16 protein-coding genes are annotated in these 16009 nt (G+C 66.9%); 9 read left to right on the top strand and 7 right to left on the bottom strand.

What is annotated here, in order from left to right:
* Positions 1-122: 122 nt before the first annotated feature.
* The 3 genes from JHD80_RS12215 to JHD80_RS12205 form a co-directional block, all read right to left on the bottom strand.
* On the bottom strand, positions 123-371 hold the full coding sequence (locus JHD80_RS12215; protein WP_199087462.1) for a hypothetical protein: 249 nt from the start codon (positions 369-371) through the stop codon (positions 123-125).
* Positions 372-400: 29 nt separating this feature from the next.
* A complete protein-coding gene (topA, locus tag JHD80_RS12210; RefSeq protein ID WP_199087460.1) occupies positions 401-3070 on the bottom strand; it encodes a type I DNA topoisomerase in 2670 nt (889 codons plus the stop codon).
* A gap of 217 nt (positions 3071-3287) precedes the next feature.
* Positions 3288-4412 (bottom strand): serine hydrolase domain-containing protein, encoded by a 1125-nt coding sequence (locus JHD80_RS12205; protein WP_248311520.1) that lies wholly within the window; start codon positions 4410-4412, stop codon positions 3288-3290.
* A gap of 153 nt (positions 4413-4565) precedes the next feature.
* On the opposite strand from JHD80_RS12205, the gene JHD80_RS12200 reads away from it, so the two are divergent.
* Genes JHD80_RS12200 through dprA form a run of 4 tightly spaced genes read left to right on the top strand, consistent with a single transcriptional unit; the run spans position 4566 to position 8729 of the window.
* Positions 4566-5510, top strand: coding sequence for an aspartate carbamoyltransferase catalytic subunit (locus JHD80_RS12200; RefSeq protein ID WP_199087456.1), 945 nt, complete (start codon positions 4566-4568; stop codon positions 5508-5510).
* 17 nt (positions 5511-5527) lie between these two features.
* Positions 5528-6844: a dihydroorotase gene (gene pyrC / locus JHD80_RS12195; RefSeq protein ID WP_465246520.1), complete on the top strand. Its 1317-nt coding sequence runs from the start codon at positions 5528-5530 to the stop codon at positions 6842-6844.
* A 33-nt stretch (positions 6845-6877) separates the two neighbouring features.
* Entirely contained in the window at positions 6878-7501 is a 624-nt protein-coding gene (gene plsY, locus JHD80_RS12190) for a glycerol-3-phosphate 1-O-acyltransferase PlsY (protein ID WP_199087454.1), read from the top strand.
* 16 nt (positions 7502-7517) lie between these two features.
* Positions 7518-8729: a DNA-processing protein DprA gene (gene dprA, locus JHD80_RS12185; RefSeq protein WP_199087495.1), complete on the top strand. Its 1212-nt coding sequence runs from the start codon at positions 7518-7520 to the stop codon at positions 8727-8729.
* A gap of 15 nt (positions 8730-8744) precedes the next feature.
* Here the strand turns inward: dprA and JHD80_RS12180 are convergent, their stop codons facing one another.
* Both JHD80_RS12180 and JHD80_RS12175 read right to left on the bottom strand, forming a co-directional pair.
* A complete protein-coding gene (locus tag JHD80_RS12180) occupies positions 8745-8993 on the bottom strand; it encodes a hypothetical protein (protein ID WP_199087452.1) in 249 nt (82 codons plus the stop codon).
* Positions 8994-9107: 114 nt separating this feature from the next.
* Positions 9108-10022, bottom strand: a complete 915-nt coding sequence (locus JHD80_RS12175; RefSeq protein WP_199087450.1) for an AEC family transporter — start codon at positions 10020-10022, stop codon at positions 9108-9110.
* 258 nt (positions 10023-10280) lie between these two features.
* Here JHD80_RS12175 and JHD80_RS12170 point away from each other — a divergent pair, with 258 nt between their 5' ends.
* Positions 10281-10649: a hypothetical protein gene (locus JHD80_RS12170; RefSeq protein ID WP_199087448.1), complete on the top strand. Its 369-nt coding sequence runs from the start codon at positions 10281-10283 to the stop codon at positions 10647-10649.
* Between the two features lie 85 nt (positions 10650-10734).
* A complete protein-coding gene (locus JHD80_RS12165) occupies positions 10735-11136 on the top strand; it encodes a hypothetical protein (RefSeq protein ID WP_199087446.1) in 402 nt (133 codons plus the stop codon).
* Positions 11137-11206: 70 nt separating this feature from the next.
* Here the strand turns inward: JHD80_RS12165 and ruvX are convergent, their stop codons facing one another.
* Complete coding sequence (gene ruvX / locus JHD80_RS12160) at positions 11207-11713, bottom strand: Holliday junction resolvase RuvX (protein ID WP_199087444.1); 507 nt, start codon at positions 11711-11713, stop codon at positions 11207-11209.
* 165 nt (positions 11714-11878) lie between these two features.
* Between ruvX and JHD80_RS12155 the strand changes: the two genes are divergently transcribed.
* The 3 genes from JHD80_RS12155 to JHD80_RS12145 all read left to right on the top strand — a co-directional run bounded on the left by JHD80_RS12155 (position 11879) and on the right by JHD80_RS12145 (position 14163).
* Positions 11879-12460 carry a GNAT family N-acetyltransferase gene (locus JHD80_RS12155; protein ID WP_349237256.1) on the top strand — a complete coding sequence of 194 codons (582 nt, stop codon included), beginning with the start codon at positions 11879-11881 and terminating at the stop codon, positions 12458-12460.
* A complete protein-coding gene (locus JHD80_RS12150; RefSeq protein WP_199087440.1) occupies positions 12457-13389 on the top strand; it encodes a hydroxyacid dehydrogenase in 933 nt (310 codons plus the stop codon). The genes JHD80_RS12155 and JHD80_RS12150 overlap by 4 nt, the downstream gene beginning before the upstream one ends.
* 135 nt (positions 13390-13524) lie before the next feature.
* Positions 13525-14163, top strand: a complete 639-nt coding sequence (locus JHD80_RS12145; protein ID WP_199087439.1) for a LysE family translocator — start codon at positions 13525-13527, stop codon at positions 14161-14163.
* Between the two features lie 124 nt (positions 14164-14287).
* On the opposite strand, the gene ade is transcribed toward JHD80_RS12145, so the two are convergent.
* A complete protein-coding gene (gene ade / locus JHD80_RS12140; protein ID WP_199087437.1) occupies positions 14288-15988 on the bottom strand; it encodes an adenine deaminase in 1701 nt (566 codons plus the stop codon).
* Positions 15989-16009: the final 21 nt, after the last annotated feature.

Genomic DNA, 16009 nt, shown 5'->3' with positions numbered 1-16009 from the left:
GTCATTCCGGACCAGCCGCGATAGCGGCGCCGATCCGGAATCCATCATAGAGCTCGGCGCCCTTCGATGGATTCCGGGTCAAGCCCGGAATGACGGCGGGTTCTGCATGAAACCAGCGCGCTCTAGCGCTGCTTGAAACGATGGTACATCCGCAGCGCGATCCCCGTCGCAGCCAGAACGCAGCCCAGCACGAAGGGCGGGACGAAGACCATCAGGGCTTCGGTATCCTCCCACCGAAAGCGGAACCGGGAGAGGCTGCAACCGCCGGAAGCCAGGCCGCAGGCAAACAGGTTGAGCCCGACCCAGCCCGCGAATGCGACGAGGCAGAGCACTGCTCCGCCTCCGATCAGAAGCCAGCTCGCAAGCCGCATTCAGGCCGCTCCGTGAAGCCGCGGCGCCGTCAGCCGCGCGCGGCCTTCGGCGCCTTCTTCGCGGCTGGTGCCGCCTCATCAGCCTTCTTGGCCGGGGCCTTCTTCGCAGCAGTCTTCTTCGCCGGCGCCTTGGCCTTGGCTGCACCAGCCGCGGCCTTCGGCTTGCCCTTGCCGCCCTTCGCCTCGGCCTTGGCATTCGCCAGCTCGATCGCCTGTTCCAGCGTGATGCTCTCGGCCGTCATGGTCTTGGGCAGGGTCGCGAAGATCTTGCCCCAGGCGACATAGGGACCGTATTTGCCGGCCTTGACCTCCAGAGCGCCGCCAGCGGGATGGTCGCCGAGCGCCCGGCCCGGCGTCGCCGCAGCCCGGCCGCCACGCCCGCCGCCGCTCTCCTTGGCGACGATCAGGTCGATGGCGCGGTTGGCGCCGAGTTCGAGCACATCGTCATCCTTGTCGATATTGGCATAGACCTTGCCGTGCTGAACGTAAGGCCCGAAGCGCCCGATGCCGACGAGGATCGGCTCGCCGCTCTCGGGATGCCGGGCGACCTCGCGCGGCAGGGAGAGCAGGGCCAGCGCCTTCTCCAGCGTCACGCCGGCCGGGCTCATGCCCTTGGGCAGGCTGGAGCGCTTGGGCTTCTCGCCCTCGCCGAGCTGGATATAGGGGCCGAAGCGGCCGTCGCGAAGCGTTACCTCAAGATTGGTCACCGGATCGGTGCCGAGGATACGAACGCCCGGCGCGCCCTGGCCGCCCTCGGCGCTAGCCTCGCCATCGGCAGCGGGGACGGAGAGGGGGCGGGTATAGCGGCATTCCGGATAGTTCGAGCAGCCGACGAAGGCGCCGAACTTGCCGAGCTTCAGCGAAAGCTGGCCGTTGCCGCAGGTCGGGCACACCCGCGGATCGGAGCCGTCGGCCTTCTTCGGGAAGATATAGTCGCCGAGAATGCCGTTGAGCGCTTCCAGCACGTCGCCGACGCGCAGGTCCTTGGTCTCGCCGATCGAGGCCTGGAACTCGTCCCAGAAGGCGCGCAGCAGCGCCTTCCAGTCGATCTCGGCATTCGAGACGCGGTCGAGATTCTCTTCGAGATTGGCCGTGAAGTCGAACTCGACATAGCGCTTGAAGAAGCTCTCCAGGAACGCCGTGACCAGCATGCCCTTATCCTCGGGCACGAGGCGCTTCTTCTCGATGCGGACATATTCGCGGTCGCGCAGGGTCGAGAGTGTCGCGGCATAGGTCGAGGGCCGGCCGATGCCGAGCTCTTCCATGCGCTTGACGAGGCTCGCTTCCGAGAAGCGCGGCGGCGGCTCGGTGAAATGCTGGTCGGCGGCGATGGCGCGCTTCTCCAGCGCGTCGCCGGCCTTCATCGCCGGCAGTTTCTTGGAGTCCTCGTCCTCCTCATCGTCGCGGCTTTCCTGGTAGAGCGTCAGGAAGCCGTCGAAGAGCACGACCTGGCCGGAAGCGCGCAGCTCCAGGTTCCGGGCGCCGACCTTGGCGGCGATATCGACCGTGGTGCGTTCCATCTCGGCCGATTCCATCTGGCTGGCGATGGTGCGCTTCCAGATCAGTTCGTAGAGCTTGGCCTGCTCAGGCTCGAGCTGGCGCGCGACCATGGCCGGCAGGCGGCCGAGATCGGTCGGGCGGATGGCCTCGTGGGCCTCCTGCGCGTTCTTGGCCTTGACCGTGTATTTGCGCGGCGCGTTCGGCACGTATTTATCGCCGAATTCCTTGCCGATGACGCGGCGTGCCGCCGCGATGGCCGAGCCGTCCATGTCGACGCCGTCGGTACGCATATAGGTGATCAGGCCGACGGTCTCGCCGCCGATATCGACGCCTTCATAGAGACGCTGGGCAAGCTGCATCGTCCGCGCCGGGGCGAGGCCGAGCTTGCGCGAGGCCTCTTGCTGCAGCGTCGAGGTCTGGAAGGGCGGCTGCGGGTGGCGCTTGACCGGCTTGGCCTCGACCTCGCTGACGGTGAAGAGGGCGGTTTCCAGCGCCGCCTTGAAGGCCTTCGCCTCTTCCTCGTTGCCGATATCGAGCCGGGTGATCTTCTTGCCGTCGGCGCCGACGAGGCGGGCCTCGAAGGTCTGGCCGGATGCGGTCGCGAGCGTCGCGACCAGCGACCAGTACTCACGGGCCCGGAAGGCCTCGATCTCGCGCTCGCGGTCGCAGACGAGGCGCAAAGCAACGGACTGCACGCGGCCGGCCGAGCGGGCGCCGGGGAGCTTGCGCCACAGCACCGGCGAGAGCGTAAAACCGACGAGATAATCGAGTGCCCGGCGCGCCAGATAGGCATCGACCAGCGCCTGGTCGATCGCACGCGGATTGGCCAGCGCCTTCTGCACCGCGTCCTTGGTGACGGCGTTGAAGGTGACGCGCTCGACCGGGATGCCCTTCAGCACCTTCTTTTGATTCAGCGCCTCCAGCACATGCCAGGAGATCGCTTCGCCCTCGCGATCCGGGTCGGTCGCGAGGATCAGCTTCTCGGCGCCCTTCACGGCGCGTGCGATCTCGGCGACCTGCTTGGCGCCGCGGCCCTCGATCTCCCACTTCATCAGGAAGTCGTTGTCGGGCTCCACCGAGCCGTCCTTGGCCGGCAGGTCGCGGATATGCCCGAACGAGGCGATGACCTCGTAGTCGGAGCCCAGATATTTGTTGATCGTCTTGGCCTTGGCCGGCGACTCGACGACGAGGAGCTTCATGATTTTCGTGTCTCGATGACAGCCTTGATCAGAGCGCGGAACCAGCCCTGACGGACGGTCCCGCGACCCGCAAGACCGCTGCGGTTCGGATTTGCGCGCGAAAGTGGTTCAGCGCGCTGCCTGTGTCAAACCCCGAATGGGTGGTGACGACGATCGCCGGCTCGCTGATGCAGCGGTGAGACATGGGGGCGGTCGCAGGCTTTGCAAGGCGGGGGCCTCAGCCTCGCGCCGCCACGAGCCGGTCGATGAAGGCGTCGGTCTGGGCGCCGTTGATCCAGCGCAGCACCGCGACGACATCCTGCTCCGGATCGACCCAGATCACATTGCTGCCGGCGCCGAGCGCCGAGAAGGACGAGGCCGGCACGCCGGGGCGCGCCGCCAGCCACCAGAGATAGCCGTAATTCGTCAGCGTCGGCGAGGGCGTCCGCATGCGCCTGACCCAGTCGCGCGACAGGATCTGCCGGCCGCCCCAGTCGCCCTGCCGGCCGATCAGCAGGCCGAAGCGGGCATGGTCCCGCGCGCCGATGAACAGCCCGCCGCCCCAATGGCCGCCGCCCGGCACCGATTGGATCGAGCGCCCGTCGATCTCGGTGAAGGAGGTGCTGTAGCCCTCCCAGCGCCAATCCGGCGAGGCGCCGATCGGGTCCATCACCCGCTCGCGCAGAACCTCCGGCAGCGGCCGGCGGAAGCGCTCCAGCAGCGCGTAGGACAGTACGTTCACGCGCACGTCGTTATATTCGTAGAAGGAGCCGGGCGTCCTGAGCTCGCGGCGCTGACCCTTGCGGCTATTATCGGCGCCGGGGCCGATCTGGCGGTTATGGTCGACCTGGTCGGACTTGCCGAAGATCTCGCCCTGCCATTCGCTCGACTGCTGCAGCAGGTGGCGCCAGGTGATCCGGCCGTTATGCGCGCCGGCGAAGACCGGGCCGGCGACCGTCGCGCCGACCGCCTCGTCCACATCCTTGATCAGCCCGTCGTCGAAGGCGATGCCGGCGAGCACCGCGAGATAGCTCTTGGCGATCGAGAAGGTCATGTCGGTGCGGGCGGTGTCGCCCCATTCGGCGACGATGCGGCCGCCCTTCAGGATCAGCCCGGCCGGACCGCCGCGCTCGCGCACCGGGCCGACGATCTCGGTCCAGGGCCCGCTCTCGTTCCACTCGCGATTTCCGACATAGCTGCCGTCCGGATAATAGAGGCTGCGTGGCCAGGGGCTTTCCTGTTCGCGGGCGAAATCGACCGCTTCCTTCAGCCTCTCCGGGTCGAAGCCGGCCTCGGCGGGCGCGATCGTCTGCCAGAGGGCGCCGTTGGCGGCGGGGACGAAGGCATCGGTCGGGCTGGACAAGGCGGCATCCTCACGCACGGCGGAAAATCCGATAGGTAGCGTCGTTTTCCTGAAAGCTCCAAGACCCGCAAGGCAACACCCACAGGACATGCGCCCTCCCAGTCGGGAGTCGCTTGCGCCGCCAACGACTCGCGCCTAAACAGCCTGCTTCAAATGACATCGCCAGCACCGCTCTATCCGCACCGCCATCTCCTCGGGATCGAGGGGTTGTCCCATCTGGACATCGAAGCGCTATTGGACAGGGCGGAGAACTACGTCTCCCTCTCCCGGCAGGTCGAGAAGAAGACGGCGACGCTGCGCGGCCGCACCCAGATCAACCTGTTCTTTGAGCCCTCGACCCGCACGCAGGCCTCCTTCGAGCTTGCCGGCAAGCGCCTGGGCGCCGACGTGATGAACATGTCCGTCGCCTCCTCTTCGGTGAAGAAGGGCGAGACGCTGATCGATACCGCGGCGACGCTGAGCGCGATGCGCCCGGACATCATCGTCGTGCGCCACCATGCGGCCGGCGCGGTCAACCTGCTCGCCCGCAAGGTCGGCTGCTCGGTGATCAATGCCGGCGACGGCGCCCATGAGCATCCGACGCAAGCCCTGCTCGACGCGCTGACGATCCGCCGCAACAAGGGCCGCATCCAGGGCCTGACGGTGGCGATCTGCGGCGACATCCTGCATTCGCGCGTCGCCCGCTCCAACATCATCCTGCTCAACGCGTTGGGCGCCCAGGTCCGCCTGATCGCCCCGACGACGCTGCTGCCGCCCGGCATCGAGCGCATGGGCGTCGAGATCTTCACCGACATGAACAAGGGTCTCGAGGGCGCCGACATCGTCATGATGCTGCGCCTCCAGCTCGAGCGCATGAACGGCGCCTTCGTGCCCTCGGCGAAGGAGTATTTCCGCTATTACGGGCTCGATCAGGAGAAGTTGGCGCGCGCTCAAGCCGATGCGCTGGTGATGCATCCGGGCCCGATGAATCGCGGCGTCGAGATTTCCTCGGCCGTCGCCGACGGTGCCCAGTCGCTGATCCGCGAGCAGGTCGAGATGGGCGTCGCCGTCCGCATGGCGGTGCTCGACGCGCTCGCCCAGCACCTGCCGAATGTCTGAGCGTAAAGAGACCGAACATGGCTGACACGCAGGACATGACGTCGAGAGACTTGGCAATCGTCAACGCGCGCCTGATCGACTCGGCCACCGGGCGCGAGGGCACAGGCTCCGTTCTCATCCGCAACGGCGCGATCGCCTCGGTCGAATGGCAGGGCGTTCCCGCCACCGGCGAGGGCGTGCGCCGTATCGATGCGAAGGGGCAGGTTCTGACTCCGGGCCTCGTCGATCTCCGCGCCTTCCTCGGCGAGCCCGGCGCCGAATTCCGCGAGACGCTCGGCACCGGCTCTCAGGCTGCCGCTGCCGGCGGCGTCACCACGGTCGTCTGCCGCCCGGATACCAACCCGGTGATCGACGACCCCGCGATCATCGATTTCGTCAAGCGCCGCGCCCGCGACAAGGCCGTCGTCAACGTCCTCTCCTGCGCCGCCCTGACCAAGGGGCTGGAGGGCAAGGAGATCACGGAGTTCGGCCTGCTGCTGGAAGCAGGCGCGGTCTCCTTCTGCGATGGCGCCAAGGGCCTGCGCAATCCGCAGGTCATGCGCCGCGCCATGATCTATGCGCGCAATTTCGACGCCCTGATCATGAACCATGTCGAGGACCCAGACCTGCGCGGCTCCGGTGTGATGAATGATGGCGAATTCGCCAGCCGCAAGGGCCTGCCGGGCATTCCGATCGAAGCCGAGACGGTGATGCTGGAGCGCGACATCCGCCTCGCCCGCGCAACCGGCGCCCGGTATCATGCCGCGATGATCTCCTGCGCCGAATCGGTCGAGATCGTGCGCCGCGCCAAGCAGGACGGCGTGCGCGTCACCTGCGGCGTCTCGATCAACAACCTGACCCTCAACGAGAACGATGTCGGCGAGTACCGCACCTTCTGCAAGGTCACGCCGCCGCTGCGTCATGAAGACGACCGCCTCGCCATGGTCGCGGCCCTGGCCGAGGGCGTGATCGACGTCGTCGTTTCCGATCACGATCCGCAGGACGTCGAGACCAAGCGCCAGCCCTTCTCCGAATGCGCCGATGGCGCGCTCGGCATCGAGACGATGCTCTCGGCGGCCCAGCGCATGGTCCAGGCCGGGCAGATCGATCTGCCGCGACTGCTCGCCGCGCTCTCGGCGCGGCCGGCCGCGCTGATCGGCTTGTCCGCCGGCAGGCTTGCCGTCGGCGCGCCGGCCGATCTCGTGCTGTTCGATCCCGAGGCGCCCTTCGTCGTCGACAAGCGCAAGCTCAAGTCGCGCGCCAAGAACTCGCCCTTCGACGAGGCGCGGCTGGAAGGCATCGTCGCCACAACCTTCGTCGGCGGCCGGGTAGTCTACGAAGCCGAGCCGGGCTAGGCTGTCCGCGAACCGCGGGGGAAAAGGGGCGGCATGACGGATGTTCTGAACTGGGGCCTCTCCGGCCCCGCCACGCTGATTGCCCTTGTCGTCGGCTATCTCTTCGGCTCGATCCCCTTCGGCATCATCCTGACCAAGCTCGCCGGCGGGCCGGACCTGCGCAGCATCGGCTCAGGCAATATCGGCGCGACCAACGTCCTGCGCACCGGCAACAAGAAGCTTGCAGCGGCGACGCTGGTCGGCGACATGCTGAAAGGCACCGTCGCGGTCCTCGTCGGCGCGTATTGTCTCGGCGGGCCGCAAGCCGCGCTGGCGGCAGGCATCGGCGCTTTTCTGGGCCATCTCTTCCCGGTCTGGCTGGGCTTCAAGGGCGGCAAGGGGGTCGCGACCTATATCGGCGTGCTGATCGGCGTGAAGGCCTCGGTCGCGCTCGCCTTCGCCGTGATCTGGCTGGGGCTGGCCTATCTGTTCCGCTATTCCTCGCTCTCGGCCCTGATCGCCAGCGTGGTCGCGCCGCTGCTGCTCTGGTTCTGGGCCGGGATGCCGCAGGCCGCGCTCGTGATGGCAGCCCTGTCCGTCCTGCTCTGGATCATGCACCGGGAGAACATTGCCCGGCTGCTGGCCGGGCGCGAAGGCAAGATCGGCCAGAAGGGCTGACAGGGACATGGCTGGGATCGTCCTCTCCGATCGCCAGCGTCTCGATTGGTTGCGGCTGATCCGCAGCGAAAGCATCGGCCCGCGCAGCTTCCGTTCGCTGATGAACCGTTTCGGCGGTGCGGCAGGGGCGCTGGACGCGCTGCCGGACCTCGCCAGACAGGCCGGACGGCGCATCCGCATCTGCCCGGCGGGTGAGGCGGAGCGCGAGTTCGAGGGGTTGTCGCGCCTCGGCGGCCGTTTCATCGCGCTGGGCGAGGCCGGCTATCCCGTTCCGCTGCAGGCGATCGATTCGGCGCCGCCCTTGCTGGCCGTGCTCGGGCGCGTCGAGACCTTGCAGCGGCCGGGCGTCGCGCTCGTCGGGTCGCGCAATGCCTCGGCTGCCGGCATGAAGTTCACCGCGCGGCTCGCGCGCGATCTCGGCGAGGCCGATTTCACGGTGGTCTCGGGCTTGGCGCGCGGCATCGACACGGCCGCTCACGAAGCGAGCCTGGAGACCGGCACCGTCGCCGTGCTCGCCGGCGGGCTCGACGAGATCTATCCGCCCCAGAACATCCCGCTCGCCCGCCGCCTTTTGGAGCGCGGCGCGCTCGTCAGCGAGATGCCGCTCGGCTGGGTCGCCCGCGCCCGCGACTTCCCAAGACGCAACCGCCTGGTCTCAGGCCTGTCGCTCGGCACCGTCGTGGTCGAGGCGGCGCGCCGCTCGGGTTCGCTCATCACCGCGCGCTTCGCCAACGAGCAGGGCCGCCTGGTCTTCGCCGTGCCGGGCTCGCCGCTCGATCCGCGGGCCGAGGGCGGCAATCATCTCATTCGGGAGGGCGCCACGCTCTGCGCCGAATCGGCCCATGTCATCGAGGCGCTGCAGCCCTTGCGGCAAGGCGAGCTCGATCTGCCTCTCCCCACCCACATCATGCGCGAGACGATCGGCGAGCCGGCGACCGAGGCGATGTGGGACGAGCTGGATTGGCCCGAGATCCTGCCGGCGCCCGGCTATGCCAAGCATGAGAACGGCTTCGCGCTGGAGCCGGCATCGTCGTCGCGGCCGGCCGGAGCCGTCGATCCGGGGCGCCTCGTGCTCGATCTTCTTGGCCTCACGCCGGTCGCACTCGATGATCTCGTGCGAACCAGCGGGCTCGAGGCGCGCGAGATCGGTCATGTTCTGGTCGAGCTGGAACTCACGGGGGCGATACGGCGCCATCCCGGCGGGACCTTGTCGCGCGTCCTGCCCTGAACCCTCGGCCCGGTATCAATGGCGCTCGCTGCTCGGCGCGGCCAGCCGCTCGATCTCGGCCGAGGCCTCGATCCTGGCCATTTCGAGAAAATAGGAGAGGGCGCTGAGCTTGGTGCTGCGAGCCATGACGCGCAGTTCGGCTGCCATGCCCTCGATGAAGGAGGCGGCCTCCAGCGGCGTCATCGGCCTGTGGGGGATATCGTCTTCATCGCGCCCTTGCGCGATGGCTTCGAGCGAGACCAACTTGGATTCTTTAGGCTTCATGGCGAATGGATTCCCTCGCATAATGGGGGATCAACTCGTCCGGCGCGGCTTCGAATCCCGGACGGATATGCAATCATAGATTGCATTTATGAATAAATTTCAAGCGTTAGTATATTAGACGAGAAGAAAGACCGCTGCCGGAAGCGTCGCCAGCGCGAGCAGCGTCTGGAGGGTCGTGATCTCGGCCATCAGCGGTGCATCGCCGCCGAGATCGCGCGCCAGGAAATAGGCCGCCGTCGCCGTCGGCACCGCGCCGGCGACCACCGTCATCGCCAGCGCCGGGCCGGTGACGCCGAACCAGCCGGCATAGAGCCAGGCCAGCAGGGGCATCAGCCCGAGCTTCAGGCAGACCGCCACGGCATGAGCCAGCCGCGGCCGCGCCAGCTTGCTCAGATCGAGCGCCGAGCCGACCACGAGCAGCCCGATACCGAGCGAGGCGCGCCCGAGCACGTCGAGATAGCCGGTGAAGGCGCTGGGCAGCATCCACTGGAGCTGGTTGAGCGCGAGCCCGACTGCCGAGGACCAGATGAAGGGATTGTAGAGGATCGATCGGATCGTTGCGCCCAGGCTCATCGGCTTGCCGCTGGCGAAACGCGCGAGCACGAACACGCACATCACATTGAGCAGCGGGATCATCGCGGCGACGGCGATCGCCATCAGCGTCGTTCCGGTGCGCCCTTGCAAGCCGGCGGCGAGCGCTAGCCCGACAAAGGTATTCCAGCGCACCGATCCCTGGAAGATCGAGGTGAAGGCCGGCCCGCCGATGCCGGCGCGCGCCAGCAGCGGGCGGGCGAGCAGGAGCAGCGCGGCGACGGTCAGGATCGCGAGGATCAGGCTCGAGCCCATGCCGAACACTGGCATGCTGCGCAGATCGGCCATCGCCAGCGTATGGATCACCACCGCCGGGAACAGGACCTGATAGGTCAGGCGCTCGACGCCGACCCAATGCGCCGGAGAGACGACGTTGCGCACTTTCAGGAACCAGCCCGTCGCGATGACGAGAAAGACGGCGATCAGGCTGTCGAGCATGGCGGGCCGGAAAGGAGGGCAGGGGTGGGGATTAGGAAACTGCCGCAACGGGCCATGGCGGGAACAATGGCGGCGAGTGGCGGTTCTAATGGCGAACTGACCTGTCCCTGTCATGCCCCGATCAGGCCGGCAAGGGCGCGGGAGAAGGACCGCTCTGTCCCTGCCGCAATGCTGCCGCGATTGGTTCAGGTCCCATTCAATCGGATTGCGCCATCCTTCCTGCAAGGTTGGAGTGATCTCGTGAAAGGAGATGCCGCCATGATGTCTCTGCAGAAAAAGGTCGCCATTGCGCTGACCACAGCCAGTATCGCTGCCGGCAGTTTCGCCGTTCCCGCGATGGCGAAGGAGGTGCGCGGCTTCGACGCGGCGCGTCTCGACAAGGCGCAGGTCGAGTATTCGCAGTACCGCTACCGCCATTGGCGCGGCCCGTCGCGCGGTGCGGCGGTGGCCGGCGCCGTCGGCCTCGGCATTCTCGGTGCGGCCGCGATCGCGGCGCAGAACCGCGCCTATGCGGCGCCGACCTACTATTACGACGACGACTATTATGCGCCGCCGGCGCCGGTCTACGTCGCCCCGAGGCGCTACTATAACCCCTACGGCGCCTATGACTTCCGCGACTATCGCTGAGGTCGACCGCAACTAAGCCTGCAAGGCCCGCGCAATCTGCGCGGGCCTTTTTTGTGAGGACATTCTTCGCATTTCGGCGTCATGCATGGCGTCGTGGATCGATCGACAGGGGGACACGATGACATCGCTTCGACGCACCGGGATCATGGGCCTGGGCCTGATCGCGCTGGCCTGGGCTTCCGCTCAGCCCGCGGCCGCGCAGTATTACGGCAACCAGGGTTATGAACGCCGCCCCAGTGAGGGCTACGAGCGCCGTTCGCGTGACGGCTACGAACGCCGGGACTATGAGCGCCGCGATTCCCGGCGCTATGAGGACCGGGCGCCCCGCTTCGGCGCGGGCGAGGGCTATGGCCGTGACGACCGCCGCGGTTACGGCCGCGCGCAGAATCCGATGGCCGGCATGACCTTGGAAGAGCAGAAGCGCGCGGTGAAAAACGAGCGCCAGGCCCAGAAAAGGGCGATCAAGCGCGGCCAGATCTTCAACTAGGCTGGAACCGGCTCAAGCCCAATTCCGAAGGCGTTCATGAAGGCCGCTTCGCCATCGCGTGGGGCGGCCTTCAGTCGTATTGGCCGTCATCGTCGCCGGCTTCGTGCGGGCCGAGCCGGCCCAGCCGGTCGAGCGCGCCCTGCAGGATATAGGCAGCCGCCATCTTGTCGACGACGGCGGCGCGCTTGGCGCGCGAGGCATCGGCGTCGAGCAGGGTGCGCGTCACCGCCAGCGTCGACATGCGCTCGTCCCAGAATACGATCGGCAGATCGGTGAGGGGCACGAGATTGCGCACGAAGGCGCGCGTAGACTGCACGCGCGGGCCTTCTGTGCCGTCCATGTTGAGCGGCAGGCCGATCACCAGCCCGGCCACCTGATGCTTTCCGGCGATCTTCAGCAGAGCTGCCGCATCGAGCCCGAACTTCACGCGCTGGATCGTCTCCAGCGGCGACGCGATCTGCCGTTCGACATCGGAGAGGGCCAGTCCGATCGTCTTGGTGCCGAGATCGAGCCCGAGCAGGCGCGCATGCGCAGGCAGGTCGATAAAGGCTTCGAGCGGGACGACGGCGCTGGTCATGGCATGGCGGTATCACGCGCCGGGCTGTCTCGCGAGCGATACCTGTTTCGATGCATGCGAGGAATGGCGGGTTTCCGCTCTCTGTAGCGCGGAAGTCATCGCGCATCGTCGACCGTCGCGCTATACGCGCCGGCTATCGGACTCTTCCGAAAAAGGATGCCTCCCGTGCCGGCGCGGATCTCGCTGCAAGTTCCCGACAAGTCCCTGCTCGACGCCTATCAGGCGGCTTTGCGCGGGGGCTGGTCGCCGAATACGACGCGCAACGTCGCGCCCGAGCAGCTCGCCGCGATCGCCGCCGATCCCGACGCCTTCCTCGCCGAGACCCGTGGCGGCCCCGGCCGCATCAAGCTGCCCGATGGCCGCGAGGTCGATCGCATTCCCGGCCCGACGCGCTGGATCTTCGCCGAGGATCGGCCGGAGCGGCCCTTCATCGGCTCGATCAACCTGCGCTGGCAGGAGAAGGACGGCCGCCCGATCCTGGCCCTGCCGGAGCATGTGCTGGGGCATGTCGGCTACACCATCCTGCCGGCCTTCGAAGGCCATGGCTATGCCACCGCGGCGCTCGCGGCGATGCTGGGCGTGGCGCGCGAGGCTGGCTTGCCCGAGATCACCATCACCTGCGATGCGACCAATCACGCCTCGCGCCGCATCATCGAGAAGAATGGCGGGCGGCTCATCGAGACCTTCGTCGCGCCGCTCTACGGCCCCGATCAACGCCTTCGTTTCCTCGTCAGCACCGCGCCATGACCGATATCGTCATCACCGAATTCATGGACGACGCCGCCGTCGCCAATCTCAAGGCGCGCTTTTCGGTCCACTACGATCCCGAGCTCTATGCCAACCCGGACGAGATGGCGCGGCTCTTCGCCGATGTCCCGGCCGTGATCGTGCGCAACCAGACGCAGGTGCGCGGCAAGGTATTGGCGGCGGCCAAGCGGCTCAAGGTCATCGGCCGCCTCGGCGTCGGCCTCGACAATCTCGACATGGAAGCTTGCGCCGCCCGCGGCATCCGCGTCTTCCCCGCGACCGGCGCCAACAGCCTCTCCGTCGTCGAATACGTCATCGGCACGACGATGACCCTGCTGCGCGGCGCCTATTTCGCCAATGCCGCGATGGTCGCCGGCGAATTCCCCAAGACCAAGCTGATCGGCCGCGAGATCGCCGGCAAGCTGATGGGTCTCGTCGGCTTCGGCTCGATCGCCCGCGACGTCGCCCATCATGCCCGCGCCATCGGCATGGAGGTCGCAGCCTACCATCCGCGCCTGCCCGTCGACGATCCCGCCTGGAGCGGCGTGCGGCGGCTGGAGCTCGACGAGTTGCTGGCCGAGGCCGACGTGATCAGCCTGCACGTCCCGTTGACCGCGGAAACCCGCGGCATGATCGACAAGAAGGCTTTCGCCCGGATGAAACCGGACGCCATCCTGATCAACACGGCGCGCGGCGGCATCATGGACGAAGCGGCTCTGGTCAAGGCGCTCAAGGCCGGCAAGCTCGGCGGCGCGGCGATCGACGTCTACGAGCAGGAGCCGCTCGGCAAGGACGCCGCCAAGGTTTTTGCGGGTACGCCGAACCTGATCCTGACCCCGCATATCGCCGGCAATACGGTGGAATCGAACGGGCGGGTGTCCGGGCTCGTCGCCGAGAAGGTCATGGCGGTGCTGGAGGAGCGGATTTAGGGTGCAGGTTGTTCGATCGGGAGAGGCCGCGCTTCCGACCTATTGTAGACTGCGTTGGCTGCGTCGATAGTGCTTCCTTCAAACTGGCCGGCCCATCGGGGCAAGGCCGTTGAATGAAAGTGACGAGAGTCAGTCATGCATGAGCTCGCTGTTCTGATTTCGATCCTCGGCGTCTTCCTGCTTGGGGCTATCAGCCCCGGCCCGAGTTTCGTCGTGGTCTCGCGTATCGCTATCTCGCGATCGCGCACAGATGGCGTCATGGCCGCTATCGGCATGGGCATTGGCGGTTTCGTCTTCGCGGCCATCGCGGTCGCGGGTTTGACGGCAATCTTGCTGCAGGTCGAATGGCTCAACATCGCGCTTAGGCTGGCTGGCGGCGCCTATCTTCTGTGGCTCGGCATTAACATCTGGCGCGCTGCTCCTGAACCGCTGGAGGTCTCCGAGACCACAAGCGAGCGACAAAGTACGCTGTGGACCTCGTTGCTGCGAGCACTCTTAGTCCAGCTTTCCAATCCCAAGACGGCAATCTTCTACGCATCCATGTTTGCCGCGTTGCTGCCATCCCCAACACCGTCGTGGATGTATTTTACTCTGCCGCCGATGCTCTTCCTGATCGAGTTTGGTTGGTACACCGTCGTCGCAGTCGGTTTCTCATCCCGCACGCCACGGGCGGCCTATCTCCGCTCTAAAATCTGGATCGACCGAACGGCCGGCGCGGTGGTTGGAGCCCTGGGCACCAAGTTGATGGTGGACAGTGTGCGCGCGTCGAGTTGAGCTTATTGGCGGACGCTGAGCCACCACCCAAGAAGCGAACGCCCCACGCTCATGGGGAAAGTCAGCCCGTGACCCACCACAGGCGCCGGTTGATCGGGGAGTTGCTCAGTGCGCCATTACGGGCTCACACGAAATCAAACCGATCGACATCGACCAGTCCCTTGTCGGTGATCTTGAGATGCGGGATCACCGGCAGGGTCAGGAAGGCGACCTGCAGGAAGGGCTCGGCCAGTACGACGCCGAGCGCCTTCGCCGCGGCGCGTAAGCCTTCCAGATCGTGCCGCACGGCCTCGAAGGGCTGCTCGCTCATCAGCCCCGCGACCGGCAACGCCAGCTCCGCCGTGACCGTGCCGCCATCGGCCACGGCGAAGCCGCCGCCGATCTCGATCAGCTTGTTGGCCGCCGCCGCCATCGACGCATCGTCGACGCCGACGACGCAGAGATTATGGCTGTCATGCCCGACCGACGAGGCGATGGCGCCGCGCTTCATGCCGAAGCCATGAACGAAGCCGCCGGCGATACCGCCGTTCTTGCCGTGCCGCTCGATCACCGTGACCTTGATCGCATCCTGCGCCAGATCGGGCAGGGCCTCGCCGTCGCGCGAGGGCAGGGCCATCGCCAGCCGCTCGGTGATGATCCGCCCTGGCACCACGCCGATCACCGGCGTCTCGCCGTCGCGGGCCTTCACCGCGAAATCGGCAGGAGAGAGCCTGCGGCTCTTCACGCTGCCGAGCCCGACCGGCGCGATCACCGCCCGGTCCGCGAACAGCGCCGCCTCGACCAGCCGGCCTCCCGTCAGGACCTGTTTCACCGAACAGGCGGCGAGGTCCTCGACCAGCACGATATCGGCGCGCTTGCCCGGCCCGATGAAGCCGCGATCGAACAGCCCGAAATTCCGCGCCGCCGAGAGCGAGGCGATGCGATAGGTCGCCAGCACATCGGCGCCCTCGGCGATCGCCGTGCGGATCATGTAGTCGAGATGGCCTTCCTCGCCGATATCGAGCGGGTTGCGGTCGTCGGTGCAGAAGGCGAGGAAGGGCGAGGCGTCGCGCGAGATCAGCGGAATCAGCTGATGCAGGTCCTTCGATACCGAGCCCTCGCGGATCAGGATCGCCATGCCCTTGGCGAGCTTTTCGCGGGCTTCGTCGGCGGTGGTCGTCTCGTGGTCGGTGCGGATGCTCGCGGCGAGATAGGCGTTGAGATCCAGTCCGCGCACCAGCGGAGCGTGGCCGTCGATATGGCGATGCGAGAAGGCCTCCAGCTTGGCGAGGCAGCCGGGATCGCGATGGATCACGCCGGGGAAATTCATGAACTCGGCCAGACCGATCACCTTGGGATGATCCATCATCGGCGTCAGGTCGCCGGCCTCGAGCTGCGCGCCGGCCGTCTCCAGATGCGTCGCCGGCACGCAGCTCGACAGGTTGACCCGCAGGTCCATCCGCATCGCCTCGGCGCAGGCGAGGAAATAGCGGATGCCCTCGACGCCCAGCACATTCGAGATCTCGTGCGGATCGCAGATCGCGGTGGTGACGCCATGCGGCAGCACGCAGCGTTCGAATTCGAGCGGCGTCACCAGCGAGGATTCGATGTGCAGATGCGTGTCGATGAAACCGGGCACGGCGATCAAGCCCTTGGCATCGATGACGCGATTGCCTTCGTAGGTCCCATACGTCCCGACGATGGTATCGCCGCAGATCGCGATATCGCTCTCGACCAGCGCGCCGGTGACGAGATCGAGGAGCCTGGCGCCCTTGATGACAAGATCGGCCGGCTCGTCGCCATACCCCTGGGCGATCCGGCGGGCGATCGTTGCTGCGTCGGTCATGAGGCGATTCCGTTCCTTCGA

Source organism: Allobosea sp. ASV33, from assembly GCF_016428755.1.
In the GTDB taxonomy this organism is placed as follows: Bacteria; Pseudomonadota; Alphaproteobacteria; order Rhizobiales; family Beijerinckiaceae; genus Allobosea.
The sequence above is the reverse complement of the archived record's forward strand: the minus strand, read 5'-3'. Positions and strand labels throughout refer to the sequence as shown.

Bases quoted from the DNA above. Each gene is read 5' to 3' on its own strand.
- JHD80_RS12150 (WP_199087440.1), top strand. From the start codon at position 12,457: ATGACCGATATCGTCATCACCGAATTCATGGACGACGCCGCCGTCGCC.
- JHD80_RS12145 (WP_199087439.1), top strand. From the start codon at position 13,525: ATGCATGAGCTCGCTGTTCTGATTTCGATCCTCGGCGTCTTCCTGCTT.
- JHD80_RS12215 (WP_199087462.1), bottom strand. From the start codon at position 371: ATGCGGCTTGCGAGCTGGCTTCTGATCGGAGGCGGAGCAGTGCTCTGC.
- ruvX (WP_199087444.1), bottom strand. From the start codon at position 11,713: ATGACCAGCGCCGTCGTCCCGCTCGAAGCCTTTATCGACCTGCCTGCG.
- plsY (WP_199087454.1), top strand. From the start codon at position 6,878: ATGACGGATGTTCTGAACTGGGGCCTCTCCGGCCCCGCCACGCTGATT.
- pyrC (WP_465246520.1), top strand. From the start codon at position 5,528: ATGGCTGACACGCAGGACATGACGTCGAGAGACTTGGCAATCGTCAAC.
- ade (WP_199087437.1), bottom strand. From the start codon at position 15,988: ATGACCGACGCAGCAACGATCGCCCGCCGGATCGCCCAGGGGTATGGC.
- topA (WP_199087460.1), bottom strand. From the start codon at position 3,070: ATGAAGCTCCTCGTCGTCGAGTCGCCGGCCAAGGCCAAGACGATCAAC.
- JHD80_RS12200 (WP_199087456.1), top strand. From the start codon at position 4,566: ATGACATCGCCAGCACCGCTCTATCCGCACCGCCATCTCCTCGGGATC.
- JHD80_RS12175 (WP_199087450.1), bottom strand. From the start codon at position 10,022: ATGCTCGACAGCCTGATCGCCGTCTTTCTCGTCATCGCGACGGGCTGG.
- JHD80_RS12165 (WP_199087446.1), top strand. From the start codon at position 10,735: ATGGCGTCGTGGATCGATCGACAGGGGGACACGATGACATCGCTTCGA.
- JHD80_RS12170 (WP_199087448.1), top strand. From the start codon at position 10,281: ATGATGTCTCTGCAGAAAAAGGTCGCCATTGCGCTGACCACAGCCAGT.
- JHD80_RS12180 (WP_199087452.1), bottom strand. From the start codon at position 8,993: ATGAAGCCTAAAGAATCCAAGTTGGTCTCGCTCGAAGCCATCGCGCAA.